The sequence below is a fragment of the Nocardia sp. NPDC051570 genome (genome assembly GCF_044454005.1).
Taxonomy (GTDB): Bacteria; Actinomycetota; Actinomycetes; order Mycobacteriales; family Mycobacteriaceae; genus Nocardia.
This window is the reverse complement of the sequence record NZ_JBITDI010000001.1, coordinates 507007-523208: the sequence shown is the minus strand read 5'-3', so window position 1 is coordinate 523208 and position 16202 is coordinate 507007. Positions and strand designations below refer to the sequence as shown.

The 16202-nt window shown below is 67.7% G+C and carries 11 protein-coding genes; 2 read left to right on the top strand and 9 right to left on the bottom strand.

The genetic code is table 11. From position 1 onward, the window contains the following. Positions 1–12: 12 nt before the first annotated feature. From ACIA76_RS02365 to ACIA76_RS02330, 8 genes are all read right to left on the bottom strand, one after another. The gene (locus ACIA76_RS02365) at positions 13–1050 is read right to left on the bottom strand and encodes an NAD(P)/FAD-dependent oxidoreductase (RefSeq protein ID WP_397147476.1); all 1038 of its coding nucleotides are present in this window, start codon (positions 1048–1050) and stop codon (positions 13–15) included. Between the two features lies 1 nt (position 1051). Continuing rightward, positions 1052–2575 (bottom strand): class I tRNA ligase family protein, encoded by a 1524-nt coding sequence (locus tag ACIA76_RS02360; protein ID WP_397147474.1) that lies wholly within the window; start codon positions 2573–2575, stop codon positions 1052–1054. Next, positions 2572–2976, bottom strand: a complete 405-nt coding sequence (locus ACIA76_RS02355; RefSeq protein ID WP_397147472.1) for a cupin domain-containing protein — start codon at positions 2974–2976, stop codon at positions 2572–2574. Before ACIA76_RS02355 ends, ACIA76_RS02360 begins: the two co-directional genes overlap by 4 nt. After that, the gene (locus ACIA76_RS02350) at positions 2973–4277 is read right to left on the bottom strand and encodes a SidA/IucD/PvdA family monooxygenase (protein WP_397147470.1); all 1305 of its coding nucleotides are present in this window, start codon (positions 4275–4277) and stop codon (positions 2973–2975) included. Before ACIA76_RS02350 ends, ACIA76_RS02355 begins: the two co-directional genes overlap by 4 nt. A gap of 440 nt (positions 4278–4717) precedes the next feature. Next, a complete protein-coding gene (locus ACIA76_RS02345; protein ID WP_397147468.1) occupies positions 4718–6334 on the bottom strand; it encodes an ABC transporter substrate-binding protein in 1617 nt (538 codons plus the stop codon). Next, a complete protein-coding gene (locus ACIA76_RS02340; RefSeq protein WP_397147466.1) occupies positions 6334–7563 on the bottom strand; it encodes an MFS transporter in 1230 nt (409 codons plus the stop codon). Before ACIA76_RS02340 ends, ACIA76_RS02345 begins: the two co-directional genes overlap by 1 nt. Then, positions 7560–8408, bottom strand: coding sequence for an isocitrate lyase/phosphoenolpyruvate mutase family protein (locus ACIA76_RS02335; protein WP_397147464.1), 849 nt, complete (start codon positions 8406–8408; stop codon positions 7560–7562). Before ACIA76_RS02335 ends, ACIA76_RS02340 begins: the two co-directional genes overlap by 4 nt. Positions 8409–8553: 145 nt before the next feature. Beyond that, positions 8554–9801: an NB-ARC domain-containing protein gene (locus ACIA76_RS02330; RefSeq protein ID WP_397147462.1), complete on the bottom strand. Its 1248-nt coding sequence runs from the start codon at positions 9799–9801 to the stop codon at positions 8554–8556. 1169 nt (positions 9802–10970) lie between these two features. Between ACIA76_RS02330 and ACIA76_RS02325 the strand changes: the two genes are divergently transcribed. Further along, complete coding sequence (locus tag ACIA76_RS02325) at positions 10971–13262, top strand: RelA/SpoT family protein (protein WP_397147972.1); 2292 nt, start codon at positions 10971–10973, stop codon at positions 13260–13262. 57 nt (positions 13263–13319) lie between these two features. Here the strand turns inward: ACIA76_RS02325 and ACIA76_RS02320 are convergent, their stop codons facing one another. After that, entirely contained in the window at positions 13320–14168 is an 849-nt protein-coding gene (locus tag ACIA76_RS02320; RefSeq protein WP_397147460.1) for a DMT family transporter, read from the bottom strand. A gap of 411 nt (positions 14169–14579) precedes the next feature. Between ACIA76_RS02320 and ACIA76_RS02315 the strand changes: the two genes are divergently transcribed. Then, positions 14580–16181, top strand: coding sequence for a cutinase family protein (locus ACIA76_RS02315; RefSeq protein ID WP_397147458.1), 1602 nt, complete (start codon positions 14580–14582; stop codon positions 16179–16181). Positions 16182–16202: the final 21 nt, after the last annotated feature.

The following is a 16202-nucleotide window of genomic DNA, read 5'->3' as shown; positions in this document are numbered from 1 at the left end:
AAGGCGTTTCGGCTAGGCGGCCACGGCGGTGGCCGCGAGTTCGGCGATGCGGTCGGCGATCAGCGGCGCGGTGCGGAACCCGTCGCCGCCGACCGCCGCCCGCGCCCAGACCGCCGGGCCGACCTGTTCCAGGGCGGCCTCGCCGGTGCGGGCGTCGACGGTGTAATGGCAATGCCGCACGGCGACAACCTGATAGCGCTGCGGTGCGGCCAGCAGGCGTTCGCGGCTGCGATGCGCCATGGTCCGGTCGAGGTCGTCGGGCTCGGCCAGATCGGCCACCGTGCGGCACATTCCGGCGGCGCTGAGCTTGAGCAGGGTCCCGTCGCCGGGTGGCAGCAGCCATCCGGTGCCGTCGTCACCGACCCCGCCCACGGTGGGCGCCTGCTCCCACCAGCTCGTCAACTCCTGCGGTGGCCGCACGTAGACGATGGTCTGGCGATGGATCTCCGTGGCCGTGCGGACCAGATCCCGGGTCCAGGCGCCCGCCGCGACGAGCACGAAATCGCCTGTGATCCAGGAGTCGTCGGCCAATTGCAGCCGTGCGTGGTCGGTATCGACCGCGACGACCTCGCTCCACGGCCGCAGCGTCACCGCCGGATGGCGGCGCAGCCAGCGCACGGCCGCGTGCAGCACCCGCTCGGCCAGCAGCACGCCGGCATCGAGTTCGTGCACGCCCACGTACCCGTCCGGAAATACGATGTGCGGCAACCGGTTCGGTTCCAGGATCGCGATCCGCATCCCGGTGCGGGCGGCCATGGTCTCGGCGGCGGTGACCCGGTCGGCGGGCCAGCCGCTGACCACGCCCACCCGCCGGTAGAACCGGCCGCCGAGCAGGGTCTGCAGCCGCACCCAGCGCTGATGCAGATCGGTGGCGGCCCCGGAGTTCTCGGTCGTCAACGCGCGCAGCGCCCGATGCTGGTCGAACGAGCTCGACCCGTGATTCGGCACCGGACCGCGATCGACCACGGTGACCCGATGCCCGGCGCGGGCGCAGCGGATGGCCGTGACCAGTCCGGTGACGCCGGCGCCCGCGATGACGACCGAGCCCATCTCAACCCTCCGTGCTGATCAGGCGCGGCAGTGAGATCGGTATCACGGTGTCGCGCACCGCGATGCCGACCAGCGACTGCTCCGGCAGCGCGGCGCCCAGATCGATGAGAATCGGTGCGGCACAGCGCAACAGCACCTCGGCCTCATGGCACAGATCACCCGGGGTGAGCTCGGCGCGATCGAGCCGCTCCAGCTGCTGGGTGAGGATGGCCGCGGCCCGGCTCAGGCTGAACCGGGACAGCTCGTAGGCCGAGCGGAACCGGTCCAGGATGCGCACCGCCGAGGTGCGCGAGCGCCCCGACACCGGCAGCGGGCCGGTGCCGATATGCGGCTCGACCCGCTCGGCGATCCGGTTCCAGGGCTCCACCAACCGGATTCGGGTCAGCCGGTCCAGCTCCTCGCGATTGAAGCTGGTGCGCTGGAACTCCGGGCTGTCACACGCCAGATGGAAGCGGATCAGATCGCGCGGCACCTGCTCGGCCAGATCGCGACCCCACACCAGATGTCCACGGCTGGTGGAGAACTTCTCCCGGTTCAGCTCGTAGAACTCGTTGGTGAGGAACCGGGTCGGCAGCGGATAGTCCGAGCCGTAGGCCAGCAGCATCGCCAGGCCGGAGATCGCGAACGGGTGGACGTTGTCCACGCCGAGGAAGTACACGATCTCGGTGCCCGCCTCGCGCCGCCACAGCTCGTCCTCGCCGGTCGGGGCGAGCCCGGCCTGCTCGGCGGCCAGCATGGAGCAGTACATCGTCCAGGCCACCGGTTCGGCGTTGGGGTTGATCACCTGTCCGGGCAGGCCGGGGGCGGGAATACCCCAGTCCAGCGGATAGGTGACCGGGAACTCCGGCAGCGGTTTGGCCAGGATCTCGTCGATGACCTGTGCCGCGCGCGGGCGCAGTGTGCCCGAGATGCGGTCGAAGTGCGCCCGCAGCCTGCCCCGGTACTCCTCGGTGGGCAGTACCAGCACCTGCGCGGTGCGGAATTCGATGGGCTCGTCGGGATTGCGGGTCGAGAACGGATCCAGCAGTTCGGCGGCCGCGACCGGATGGCCACAGGTCTCGCACAGCCCACCGCAGCTGTTGGCCAGGCACATCGGGCATATACCCGCGACATGCCCGTCGACCAGGTACTCACCGGTGCGGGGTGCGTACGGAAACTTCATGTCCCGCAACTGCAGTCGCCCCGAATCGCGCAACCGCTCCACCACGCGGGTGACGAAGGAGGTGAACCGCTCCTCCCATCCGGTGAAGCCGTCCACGCCGATGCCCAGCGCGCCCAGGGTGGCCTCGACCTCCTTGGCCGATCGGCGCACCAGCGCCTCCGGTGTGGTGCCCAGCCGACGCGCGGTGGTCACGACGAAGGTGGAGGTGTCCTGTACGCCGGTGCCGAACAGCACGGTGCGGCCGGTGGCCCGGGCATAGCGGGCGTAGACGTCCGCGGCCAGGAACGGGCCCGCGATATGCCCCAGGTGCAGATCGCCGTTGGCGGTCGGCGCGGGGGAGATGACGATGATCGGGCCGGTCATGATTGCACCGAATCACTCTCTGACACAGGGGGATTCTGCGCATGCCGGGCGCGGAACCGGTCGGACATATCGGTATCCCACCAGATGGCGTACCACTCGAAGTCGCCCTCGCCGACATTGCGCACGTAGTGGTGCGTGCCGGGCATATGGTGGGCCAGATCGCCCGCGACGAAGTCGCGCTCGTCGCCGTCCTCGTCGAGTACGGCTCGGCCCTTCATCGCGATGAACAGCTCGTATTCGTGATGGGAGTGCGCGTCGGAGGCCTCGCCGGGACCCAGCTTGCAGAAGGCCCCCTCGAACGGGGCGTTGAGCAACTCCCAGGGCAGCAGCCGCTGCGAGGCCACACCGTAGGCGACCTCCAGTTTGTCGCGGTCCAGGCCGCGAATCTCGAACCTGGTCATGCTGTGCGCACCTCGGCCACCGCGCGATCGCCGAGTTCGGCGCGCCGGTCCAGCAGATCGTCCACGATGTCCTGGGAACGGTTGGCCAGGACGCTGATCAGGGTGTCGGAGATGCCGTGCGTGGCCTCGTTCATGCCCTGCAGATAGACCGCGCCCCAGGCGTGGTCGCCGATCTCCCAGCGGTAGCGGCGGCTCACGTCGATGGTGCTGACACCGATGCGGTCGCCCAGATCGCGCACCATCGCGGGCATTTCGGGCAGGTAGCCGGTGCCCAGCAGCACCAGATCGCTGCGCAGTTCCTCGATCTGGCCGCTGCGCAGATCGCGCAGCGACAGCACGATCTCCTCGCCGTCGGCCTGCGCGCCCACCACATCGGTCATCGGCACGACGCGCGAACGCTCCTGCCCGTACAGCCGCTGGCGGTAGAGCATCGCGTACATCTCGTCCAGGAACGGCGGGGCCAGGCCCGCGTAGTTGGTGAGATGGACCTCGTCGAGGATCCGGCGCCGGGACTCGGCATCGCAGTAGTAGAACTCGTCCACGAAGGACGGATAGAACAGCTCGTTGACGAACTTGCTGGTCTGATAGTTCTGCAGGCCGATCGACCGCATCACCATCGTCGGCTTGCAGCCCGGCAGATCATCGTGCACGGACATGAACATCTCCGCCGCGCTCTGCGCGCCGCCGATCACGACCGGGCGGGTGACCTGCCGGCCCTCGGCCACGATCTCGGCGATCCGGGTGGCGTACCGGGTGCTGTGGATCACCTTGTCGGTGGGCAGACCCGCGAACTCGGCCGGGATGCGCGCATCGCGACCGGTGCCGAAAACCAGGTCGCGGCAGGCGATCCGGTCGCCGCCGGTCAGATAGACCGTCCAGCCGACGATGCGCCGGTCGTTGCCGCGGCGGGGTTCGACCCGCTCCACGCGGGCGTTGTAGCGCACCTTGACGTGCTCGAGGGAGTGCGCGACCCACTGCTGGTAGTCCGACAGCTCCTGCCGGTAGGGATTGAAGGTGGCCAGATTGACGAATTCGTCGAGGCGCCGGCGCTCGTGCAGGAAGTTGAGAAACGTGAAGCGGCTGCGCGGATTGCGCAGGGTCACCAGATCCTTGAGAAACGAGACCTGGCTACGCGCCCACGGCAGCAGCAGATTGCGCTGCCATTTCACGTCGGAGTGCTGCTCGAGGATCAAGGTGCTCTGGGCGAGGGCCACATCCCCGGATTCCTCCAGGGCGATGGCCAGGGCCAGATTGGCCGGTCCCGCACCGATGGCTAGGACGTCGACGTCATATGCGGTCACAGTGTTCCACCTGAGTCTTGGTAGGGCTCGGATAACGCTGTGAGACAGTCAATTCCGTCGGCGCGTTGGTCGAAAGCGTTTACGGGCACCGAACATCAACCGATCGTCGGGACCGTTCGGTGTCCCGGAGATATCACTATGACCGCCAACATGCCTGGGGCGCAACGGATGCACCGATCCGTTATCGCGCCGTTGTGGTCCGCACTTTGCCGAGAACGGAACCCCTGTCCGCCCGGAAGCTATCCGGGTTGCGGAGCGGGACGGGAAAGCCGGGGGATCCCTTGGGATTCGGCCTGCCCGCCCCCGGTTCCGGTGCGCCCGCGTGCCCGGGCCCGTGACCAGCGCGGACAAAACAGGCGAACAATACCGTACGGCCGGACATGCGAAAGCCCCGCCATCGCAACCGGTTTCGGCTGCGACGGCGGGGCCGTCGTGGTTATTCAGTTGTTGTTGTTCAGTGTCACGTCGTACAGGTCCAGCTGCAGCATCTGGGTGACGATGACGTTCTTGGTCCGGGTCGACCAGCCCGACTCCACCTTCTGGAACCACAGCGGAATCGCGGGCATATCCTGGATGATCTGCTTCTCCGCCTGCTGGTACAGCGCCCAGCCCTCCTTCTCCGTCGGCGCCGCGTCGGCCCTGGCCAGCAGCGCGTCGACCTGCGGGTTGGAGTAACCGGAGCCGTTGACCGCCGCACCCGTGCGGAAGATCGGGTTGAGGAAGTTCTCGATCGACGGATAGTCGGCGACCCAGCCGGAGCGGAAGATGGTGGTGGCCTTCTGATCGTTGATCAGCTTGCGGAAATCACCGAACGTCGGCACCGGTACGTACTTGCATTCGCGGCCCAGGGCCTTGGTGATGCTGGCGCAGGCCGCATCGATCCACACCTGGTTGGCCGAATCGTCGTTGGAGGTCAACTCGATCGGGCCCTGGAAACCGGACGCGTCGAACAACGCCTTCGCTTTGGCCGGTTGATAGGTGCACAGGTCACCGCAGGCGTCGCCGCCGTAGCCGGGCGCGATCGGCGGCACCAGGCCGTCGGGCATGATCTTGTCGCCGTCGAATGCCTTGTCGACGACGGCCTTCCGATCAATCGCCATCGAAATTGCCTGGCGCAGACGGGGATCGGCGAAGCGCTTGTCGTACATCGGGAACGAGATCGACTGCACGCCCAGGTACGGGTGCGACAGCCAGCGCCCGGCCAGATCCTTCTTGTACTTGCCACCGTCGAGCCCCGCGGCCGGGACGAAGTCCAGGTAGTCGAGCTTGCTGGCCACCGCATCGGCGTAGGCGTCCTCGAGCTGCTTGTAGAACCGGAATTCCACGCCCGCGACATGAGGTTTACGCGCCCCGGCATAGGCGTCGTAGCGCTTGACGATGATGTTCTTGCCCGGGGTGTGGGATTCGAAGTAGAAGGGCCCATCGCCGATCGGATGCGCCTCGAAGCCCTTGCGATCGGAGAAGAAGCTGCGCGGCAGCGGGAAGAACGCCGCATAACCGAGCTCGGTCTGGAACTCCGAGAACGGCGCCGACAGCGTCACCTCGAAGGTGCTGTCGTTGATCACCTTCAGGCCCGACATCTTGTCGGTCGACCCGGCCTGCGTCGTGTCGAATCCCTGGATATGCGACAGGTACTGGGCGCCCTGCAGCTTGTTCGGGCCGAAGGCGGTGTAGTTCCAGGCGTCGACGAAACTCGCGGCGGTGACCGGGGTCTTGTCGTGGAACGTCCACCCGGGATTCAGGGTGATCTTGTAGACCTTGGAATCGGTGGAGTCGATCGACTTGGCGACGGCCAGCTTCGGCGCCGCGGTCTGCGGATCGTATTCGACCAGGCCGGTGAACAGGGCGTCCACGATCTTCACGCTGTCGCGTTCGGTGGCGTCGCCCGGAATCAGCGGGTCCTCCGGCTCGGTGCCGTTCCAACTGATGATCCCGCCGTCCTGCGCGGCTGCGCTGGTGGGGGAACTGGTGGTGGTGGTGCTGCCGCCGCATGCCGACATCAGTGCGGCGGCGACCGCGGCGACCGTCGCGGCGACGGCCAATCTGCGTGTGCGCATCAGTGGTTCTCCTCGATCTTCTGGGGCATGCCCGCATAGGCGAACCAGGCCGCGAACAGCCCGAGCACGCCGGCCAGCGGCCACACCCCGGTGCCCAACTTCTCCCAGGCCACCACGCCCAGCGTCGGTCCCAGCGCCATGCCGAGTCCGAATACCGCCTGATGGGTGGCGATGTAGCGGGCCTTCACCGGGCCGGGGAAGGTGCTGGGATAGGCGAACATGGTGGGGCCGTTGATCATCACGCCGAGCACGAACAGCGCGGTGAACACCAGAACCAGCACGATCGCGTGCCCGGCCACCGCGTACCCCGCGACGCCCAGGCCCATGACCGCGGTGCCCACCGCGCCGACCAGGCCGGCGCGGAAGCGGGTCACATACGAGGTGATCTGCAGTTCGAACAGGATCAGCACCACCGACGCGGTGACCAGCACGCCGCTGTACCAGAGCGTGGGATAGCCGTCGCGGGCGAGGTTCAGCGGCAGTGCCACGGTGTACTGCACATAGATCAGCGTGCCCAGCAGCACCGAGGCCAGGAACAGGTGGTAGCGGTAGTCGCGGGCGATCACCGCATACGACGAGTTCTTCTGTGTCTCAGCAGGTTTGGCCTCATCCTCCGGGGCCGGCGCCGCCACCGCGGGCAGCAGTGTCAGCGCCAGCGCCGCATAGGCGAGCGCGGTGGCCGCGTTCACCCAGTACAGCAGGTCCCAGTCGACCAGGATCAGGCCCGCCGCGATCAGCGGGCCCAGGGCCGCACCGGTGTTCAGGGCGATTCGCATCATCGAAAAGCCCATGACCCGGTGCTGCGCGGGCATCAGATCGCTCAGCAGCACCGCGGCGGCCGGCCGGTAGGCCTGCGTGATCAGACCGGCCGCCGCCACGACCACCACCAGGGCGGGGAACAGCGACGGACGGGCCAGGAACGGAATCAGGCCCACGAAGATCGCCGAACCCGTCATGGCCGTCACGATCGTCGTGCGCGGCCCGAGTCGCGTGGTGAGCTCACCGCCGAGCATGGTGCCCAGCACCGCGCCCGCGCTGTACGCGGTGAGCGCGATGCCGGCATGGCCGATGGTGAATTCGCGATGCACGAGATACAGCACCAGGAAGGTCTGCACGAACGCGCCGAGCTGATTGACCAGCACGCCGAGCAGCAGGTACTGCACCGGGCGGGGGGTCTCCCGGATGACGTCGAGCACCCCCACGCGGTCTTTCGTGCCGACGGCGTTCATGATTGCTTCTCCTTGCGTGCGAACAATGATTCGATGGCCCCGAAGTCCAGGCCGTCGGCGAGTTCGGTATAGGTGCCCTTGGTGAGCAGTTCGGTGGCCGACGCACGCACCCGCGCGTAGGCCGCCTGCGCCAGCGCCGGTCCGAGGCTGACCCGGCGCACACCGGCCGCGGCCAGCTCCGAGACCTGCGGCGCGCCCGCACCGGTCATCACGTTGATCGGCAGCGACGTCTTGCGGGACAGCTCGCTCAGGGTGTCCAGATCGAGCAGGCCCGGGACGAACAGGCTGTCGGCGCCCGCCTCGGCGTAGGCCGTCGCCCGCGCCACCACCTCGTCGAAACGGCCCTCGGGTGCGCCGATGCCGAACAGGTAGACATCGGTGCGGGCGTTGATCACCAGCTGCGGCAGGCCCGCTCGGGCGGCGGCCGCCCGGCCCGCGCGCAGGCGTTCGGATTGTTCGGCGATATCGAACAACGGTCCGCCCGGCCGGTGCGAATCCTCGAGGTTCACCCCGACCGCGCCCGCGTCGATCACCGCCTCGACGGTGGCGGCGATATCGGCGGGGGTCGGGCCGTAGCCGCCCTCGACGTCGGCGGTGACCGGCACCGTGACCGCGGCGGCGATCTCGCGCACCCGGGCGATCATCTCCTCGCGGGTGAGCTTCTGCCCGTCGCCGCGGCCCGCCACCCAGGACACCGCCGCACTCGTGGTGGCGACGGCTTTCGCGCCCGCGTCGGCGACCAGCGCCGCGCTCAGCGCGTCCCAGGCGTTGGGCAGCACCAACACCCCGTCGATGTGCAGCTGCCGAAACGTCTCCGCCTTGTTCTGCTGACTGTCGGTGGTCACCCTGCGGCTCCTAGTGCGTTCGAATTCGGATGGATACGGGTCGATCCCGGGAAACAGTACCGATGTCTCCGGGGTAATCGCCTGGCGGCGAACGCATTCCGAACAATCGAACGTCAAAAGGAACAGACCGGACGGAATAGACCGATCAGCCTCTGAACGGGTGCGCGGGCGTCCGAACGGTCGGAAGTTCGACCGTGTCGAGATCGCGATGCATCGCGAAGCGGCTGGTCTCCTGTGCGACCAAGCGACCGATCAAGGCGGGCAGCGCATAGCGCTCCGGCGCCGGAACCCGGTGCAGCAGACCGACATCGATGAGACTGTCCATCGCGTACTCGGCCGAGTCGATCGAGATATGCAGTGTCCGAGCGAGTTCGGCGGGTGTCACCTCATCACTACCTTCAGCGAGCATGTGCACCACGTGTTTTGCCAGTGGCGGTAATGAAAGATAGGCAGGCAGAACAGAATCCGCGAGTCCGATATCCCCTATCCATAACCAATTGGCAACCTGCACGCCCGCATCGAGCCGATCGGCCACCTCGGCGAGGCGCCGGCCCGGCTGCGCGGCGATCTTGCGCCCGGCGATGGTGATGGCCAGCGGCAGATGGGCGCAGAAGTCGGCGACGCGCAGTGCGGCCGCGTGTTCGGCGCGCACCCGATCGCTGCCGATGAGCAGTCGCAACAGGTCCAGCGATTCGGTGCGGGCCAGCGGGCCGAGGGCGATGCGGCGTACGCCGTCCAGGCCGAGTAATCGTGAGCGGCTGGTCACCAGGATCTGGCTGGTCGTCGAGCGGGCCAGCAGCGGTCGTACCCGCGGTTCGTCGCGGACGTTGTCCAGCAGGACCACCACGCGCCGCTCGGCGAGCATGGATCGGTACAACCCGATCCGGTGCATCTCGTCGGCGGGGACGCGCTCCCACGGCACGCCGAGCGCGTGCAGGAAGCCGGCCACGACCTCCATCGGCGCCACATCCTCGGCGCCCATATCGGCCCACAGCTGGCCGTCGGGGAACTGTTCGACCAACCGGTGGGCGAAGCGCAGCGCGAAGGTGGTCTTGCCGATGCCGACCGGGCCCCGGATCACCAGCGGGACGCGGGCGTCGGTGAGCTGTCCCGTGGCAGCCAGCGCGCCCGCCAATTCCGCTGTGCGGCCGACGAAGTCGTGCGGTCCGATCGGCAGTTGGGCTGGTCTGGGATGTCCGGTATCACTCGGATATCGCTCCTCCGGCTCATCGGCCGGATCGAATCCGTTGATACCGCGGACCTCTCGCCACCTTTGCTCCCATTCGGTAGTATCTCCGCCACATGCACGCACAAACGCCAGCGTGACTTGCAGCGTGGGAAGTCGGTGACCGCTGGCGGCTTCCGACAGCACCGAGGGGGAATACAAAGCCACGCTTGCCATCCGCCGGTAGGACGGATTTCCCGCAGCCGCTCGGAGTTTACGTAGGTCCCCCGCGAAGGCGGCGAGGGGCCCGGATCGAGTGTCGAGTGGTTTTTCTCGTCTACCCATCAGGCGGTACCCCTGTTCTGAATCGCGTTGCGGCCCTGGGCGGAACCCGTCCGACCGCGACGCCATTGTGTGGCCCCCTACCCCCGATGTCGCCCCTTCTGATCATCGCGAGTCGAGTCACATCCGAGCCATCGTCCGTTCGGACGATGAACGATCGGCGTCGAAGCGGGGTTCGGCAGTCGACAGCGTGTCTAATCCTCCATCGCTCCCCGCGGGCCGCGGGTTAACGAGATCAAGTGAAACACAAAGTTTTTCGAGTCACCGGGTGATAGGACGAAACTCCTCGTAGAGGCCGATCCAGCGGGATGGACATACGTCCGGGATGTGCTTCCGATGTACTTCTGATGTTCGGGCTCGCTTCCGGCGCAAGGACATTCGACTTTTCAGTGCTCACGACGTCCGTATCGGTCGGTCGGATGTCGCGATTCGGATCTTCCTACACTGCGGCCCGCCGTGTCACTCCACCATCGCACCGGGCATATCGCCCATATCGGTCACCGTCACACCATGTCTCTTTTCCGCGAATCTCGGAACTTTTGTTCCCATGTCACACCTCGCCTCGGGCGGGCGGTAATAGCAATAACTTGTCTCTTGCGGCATCGGCATCGGCTCCAACTCTTGCGCAATGCCCCTCTTATTACCGTCTTGTTTTTCGCGCCACTCTTACCTCTTGTTTCTGTTCCTCACTCCCTTTTGTTGTTCCCATCCGAAGGAACCCTCGGCGCGTGTCGGCCGTTGACCTGACAGAGACTGTGGTGCGAACGGCGGTTGCCCGTCGGCGAAACCGCAGGTGACGGTCCGGGGAATCGCCGGCGTGGCGACCGGCGGACGCTGGTCGGCCGACCGGATTAAAGTTGGTGGTCTGAGCCGTTGGACAGGTCGGATAGGGTGGTCCGATCGAGCCGGTGAGAGGTGGTGACATGACTCAGCATCTGGAGAAGGCGAATGCGGAGCACTCGTCTGCTGAGGGTGACATGTCCCCGAGTCCCGCTCCGGCCGCGCCCGTCCCCGAACCGGCCCCCACCCCCGCCCCCGGCGTGACCCCGCGCAGCATGCCGCTGCGCCAGCCCGGCACCGCCACGGCCGTGCCGACCTCCGCCTCGCGGCGGGTCCGCGCCCGCCTGGCCCGCCGGATGACCGGTCAGCGCGGCATCGCCGCGGTCAAGCCGGTCCTCGAACCGCTGGCGACCGTGCACCGCGAGCTGTATCCGAAGGCGAATCTGCAGCTGCTGCAGCGCGCCTTCGACGTGGCCGACGAGAAGCACGCCCATCAGTTCCGCAAATCCGGCGATCCGTACATCACCCACCCACTCGCGGTCGCCAACATCCTCGCGGAACTCGGCATGGACACCACCACGCTGGTGGCCGCGCTGCTGCACGACACCGTCGAGGACACCGGCTACTCGCTCGACGAGCTCACCGGCGACTTCGGCACCGAGGTCGCGCATCTGGTCGACGGCGTCACCAAACTGGACAAGGTCAATCTGGGCGCGGCCGCGGAGGCCGAGACCATCCGCAAGATGATCATCGCCATGGCCCGCGATCCGCGCGTGCTGGTGATCAAGGTCGCCGACCGGCTGCACAATATGCGCACCATGCGCTTCCTGCCGCCGGAGAAGCAGGCCAAGAAGGCCCGCGAAACGCTGGAAGTCATTGCGCCGCTTGCCCATCGGCTCGGCATGGCCACGGTCAAATGGGAGCTGGAGGATCTCGCCTTCGCGATCCTGCATCCCAAGAAGTACGACGAGATCGTGCGCCTGGTTGCCGATCGCGCGCCGTCGCGCGACACCTATCTGGCCAAGGTCCGCGCCGAGATCGTCAACACGCTGGCCGCCAGTCGCATCAACGCCATCGTCGAGGGTCGGCCCAAGCACTACTGGTCGATCTATCAGAAGATGATCGTCAAGGGTAAGGACTTCGACGACATCCACGATCTGGTCGGCATCCGCATCCTGTGCGACGAGGTGCGCGACTGCTATGCCGCGGTCGGCGTGGTGCATTCGCTGTGGCAGCCGATGGCCGGGCGGTTCAAGGATTACATCGCCCAGCCGCGCTACGGCGTCTACCAGTCGCTGCACACCACGGTCGTCGGCCCGGACGGTAAACCGCTCGAGGTGCAGATCCGCACCCAGGACATGCATCGCACGGCCGAATTCGGCATCGCCGCGCACTGGCGCTACAAGGAGACCAAGGGTAAGCATTCCGGCGACGCCGCCGAGGTCGACGATATGGCCTGGATGCGTCAGCTGCTCGACTGGCAGCGGGAGGCCGCGGATCCGGCCGAATTCCTCGAGGCGCTGCGCTTCGATCTGAAATCGCCGGAGATCTTCGTGTTCACCCCGAAGGGTGATGTGATCACGCTGCCGCAGAAGTCGACCCCGGTCGACTTCGCCTACGCCGTGCACACCGAGGTCGGGCACAAATGCATCGGCGCGCGCGTGAACGGCCGGCTGGTCGCGCTGGAACGGCAGCTGGAGAACGGTGAGGTCGTCGAGATCTTCACCTCCAAGGCGCAGAACGCGGGACCCAGCCGCGATTGGCAGAACTTCGTCGTCTCCCCGCGCGCCAAGGCCAAGATTCGCCAGTGGTTCGCCAAGGAGCGTCGTGAGGAGGCGCTGGAGGCGGGCAAGGAGGCGATCAGCAAGGAGGTCCGCCGCACCGGGCTGCCGCTGCAGCGGCTGATGAACGTCGACGCGATGACCGCGCTGGCGCATGAGTTGCACTACACCGACATCTCCGCGCTGTACGCCGCCGTCGGCGAGAGTCAGGTCTCGGCGCATCATGTGGTGCAGCGGCTGGTCACCCAGCTCGGTGGCGTCGGCGACGTGGAAAACGAACTGGCGGAACGCAGTACGCCCTCCACACTGCCCGCCCGCCAGCGCACCAGCGGCGACGCCGGCGTCGAGATTCCCGGCGCGCCGGGCACGGTCGCCAAGCTGGCCAAGTGCTGCACCCCGGTGCCGGGCGACGAGATCATGGGCTTCGTCACCCGCGGCGGCGCGGTGAGTGTGCACCGCACCGACTGCACCAACGGTGGTTCGCTGCAGGCCCAGCAGGAGCGGATCATCGAGGTGAAGTGGGCGCCCTCGCCGTCGTCGATGTTCCTGGTGGCCATCCAGATCGAGGCGCTCGATCGCACCCGGCTGTTGTCGGATGTGACCAAGGTGCTGGCCGATGAGAAGGTCAACATCCTGTCCGCCTCGGTGATGACCTCCGGCGATCGGGTCGCGATCAGCAAGTTCACCTTCGAGATGGGTGACCCGAAGCATCTGGGTCATCTGCTGAACGTGGTCCGAAATGTGGAGGGCGTGTACGACGTGTACCGGGTGACCTCGGCGGCCTGACGGGTCTGGCAGAGACGGGGAAAAGCCCACCGCCGCTTGCCGATTCGAGGTTGTCCGTCAGACCTCGGCGGCTTGCGCCCGGGACAGCCGGACCGCCTCCACGCACATCACGATCACGGCCACCGCCACGAACGCGGTGCCGAGCGGTCCGCTGCGCAGTCGTTCGTCGAGCACGGTCATCCCCAGGAACGCCGCGCCCAGCGGTTCGGCGACGGTGAACGCGGGCAGCGACGCCGAGAGCGGCCCGACCTGATAGCCACGCTGTTGCAGATACAGGCCGACCATGCCGCAAGCGGCCATCGTGTAGGTCTGCCAGCTGGTGAACACCGCGCCCAGGCCGTGCCCGAACAGTTCGATCACGTGCTGGGTGAGGGCGGCGGAGATGCCGAACAACAATCCGGCGGCCGTGCCCAGCAGCAGCGCGCGCAGCGTGGGCACCCGCACCGCGCCCGCCACGGCGACACCGATCGCGATCAGGCCGAACATCATTGCGAGCGGAAGTACCCAGCGATGCCACGACGCGTAGGAATGCCCCTCGGTCGGATCGCCGACGATCAGGAATACCGCCAGCGCCGCCGATAACGCGACGGCCTGCGCCCACATCGACCGGCTCACCCGGCGGCCGCTGTAGTGCGCGGCCAGCGGCAGCGCGAAGACCAACGCGCTCACCAGGATCGGCTGCACCACCAGCACCGATCCCAGTGCGAGCGCGGCGATCTGGAACGCGAAACCGCCCGCATCGCCGACCAGGCTCGCCCACCAGCGCGGATCGCGGATCAGTCGCGCGAGCAGCGCATCGCCCTCGGGGACATCGGAGGCCGCCCGCTGCTGCGCGACGGCGGATACGGCGAACAGCACCGCACCGACGAATCCGCAGATCACGGCGGCTATAGGAAGATCGGCCACGTGCCCAGTCTGCCGGTGCCGCCGCATCGCCCGACACGCGGGCACCGTGCGCCGCGCCGGGACGATACCGATCCACGCTGGAGGACAGCGGTTTCGACGCGTGCGAGTTATGATCGCTCAACGGTTGCCCCTCGCATCGCCACCGGCGTGCCGGACGACAACTCTTCCGGTCGGTTTGCCTTCTCCGCCAGGTTCTTCCGGATTGCGTTCGCAATGTGCAGGATGCACTGCGGCGTTCGACGGATTCTGTTACGGTCTATTGCGTTTCGAGGCCCCGCAGGGCCCCCGGATTCTGTCCAGAAACACTGGATTGGGGTGCTCCCCGCACGCGCGGGGATGAGCCCACGGCGGATCGATGAGTGAGCTCCCCGCACGGGCGGGGGATGAGCCCGGCTGGTTAGGGGGTCAGAGATGCTGACCGCGCGGACAACCTGGAGCAGATTCGGTAGTACCGCGATCACCGTCGCGGCGATCATCACGGGCGTCGGAACACAGGCGGCGCCCGCCTCCGCTCAGGCCCCCACCACCAACATCAGCCTCGACACCTGTCCGGCCCTGTACGCCTTGGGTATTCAGGGCACCGGCGAATCCTCGCCCGACGCCGCGCCCACTACCGATACCGGCATGCTGTCCTCGGTCTTCCTGCCCATGCTGGCCCGGGCGCCCGAGCGGGGTCTGGTCGATCGGGCCTATGTGCCCTACGAATCCGGCTTCGGCGGCGCGGTCGCCGGTGGGGCCGTGCCCTATTCGCAATCGGTGCTGGGCGGTCTGGATCGCCTGCGCGGCATGGCCGCCCAGGTCGCGCAGCGCTGCGAGCGGACTCGCTTCGCGATCGTCGGCTATTCCCAAGGCGCACATGTGGCCTCGATGTTCGCTCAGGAGATCGGGCGCGGACACGGTGTGCTCGCACCGGATCGGATCGCGGCGGTCGCGCTGTTCGGCGATCCCACCCGCAATCCCGGCGCCCCGCTGTTCCCGGGCGCGCCGGATAGGACCGCACCCGCCGCACCGCCCGGCACCGCGGGGGCGAAGGTCGCGGCCGTGCGGGCGCTGCCGCTGCCCCCGGCCACCGGCGGCGGCATCGGGCCCGGACGCGATCGGGCCGCCGACTTCGGCGCGTTGACCGGGCGGGTCGCGAGCTTCTGCGTCGCGGGCGATCTGGCGTGCGACGCCCCCGCGGGCGCGCCGATCCTGCGCGCGGTCGCGGCGGTGGCGGGTCAGTCCACGCTCTCGGGTGGCGATCCGATCGCCTCGCTCACCTCGATCGCGCAGGCGCTGGCGTTCACCTCGATCAAGGCGATGGGCACGGTCCTCACCCAGGATCTGCGCGGTGACAGCCCGGCGTCGCTGTCGTATCAACCCGGACAGTCGATCTCGCAGCGGATCGCCGAGGCCGCCGATCCGCGGACCCGGCCCGCGCTCGCGGATCCGATGGGGGCGCTGTTGCGCGCCGGGACGATCGGCCTGAACGCGGTCGGCGTCGTGGTGCGGTCGGTACTCGATCCCGCGGCCCTGACGGCGCTGGCCCGGGCCGCACTGGACGATCCGCCGAAGGCGCTGGTGCTGCTGGGCAGCCAATTGAGCGGGGCGGTCACCCAATTGGTGCCGCCGACCACGGTGTCGCGGTTGATCGGCCAGGCCTATCAGGCGGTCGTCCAGAACATCACCGACAATCGCGAATTGTTGGACGCCACCACCTGGGTGCGGTACTGGGACACCGTCCAGCGTCACGGCGCGTACGCCACCGCGGCCGTCGACGCTCGCGGCGACGCGCCGGTGCGTTTCGTGGCCGACTGGTTCGCCGCCGCGGCCCGCGATCTGGCCGCGGCCGGCGCCGGTGCGCAGCCGCCGAAGGGCGGTCCGAGCAGCCCGATCACCGGAATCTTGGTCCCGGCTCCCGGCGCGTCGAGTACGCCGAATTCGTCGGGTACGGGACAATTTCCGTTCGGGACAGGTCTCGGTCCCACGACAGGTAACGCCGACGACAACCGCTACCCGTTCTCCACGAACTGATCGCCGAGAGGGTCCGACGAT

Coding starts and splice junctions, on each gene's coding strand:
- ACIA76_RS02340 (WP_397147466.1), bottom strand. CDS start 7,563: ATGAACGCCGTCGGCACGAAAGACCGCGTGGGGGTGCTCGACGTCATC.
- ACIA76_RS02325 (WP_397147972.1), top strand. CDS start 10,971: ATGCCGCTGCGCCAGCCCGGCACCGCCACGGCCGTGCCGACCTCCGCC.
- ACIA76_RS02345 (WP_397147468.1), bottom strand. CDS start 6,334: ATGCGCACACGCAGATTGGCCGTCGCCGCGACGGTCGCCGCGGTCGCC.
- ACIA76_RS02365 (WP_397147476.1), bottom strand. CDS start 1,050: ATGGGCTCGGTCGTCATCGCGGGCGCCGGCGTCACCGGACTGGTCACG.
- ACIA76_RS02360 (WP_397147474.1), bottom strand. CDS start 2,575: ATGACCGGCCCGATCATCGTCATCTCCCCCGCGCCGACCGCCAACGGC.
- ACIA76_RS02315 (WP_397147458.1), top strand. CDS start 14,580: ATGCTGACCGCGCGGACAACCTGGAGCAGATTCGGTAGTACCGCGATC.
- ACIA76_RS02355 (WP_397147472.1), bottom strand. CDS start 2,976: ATGACCAGGTTCGAGATTCGCGGCCTGGACCGCGACAAACTGGAGGTC.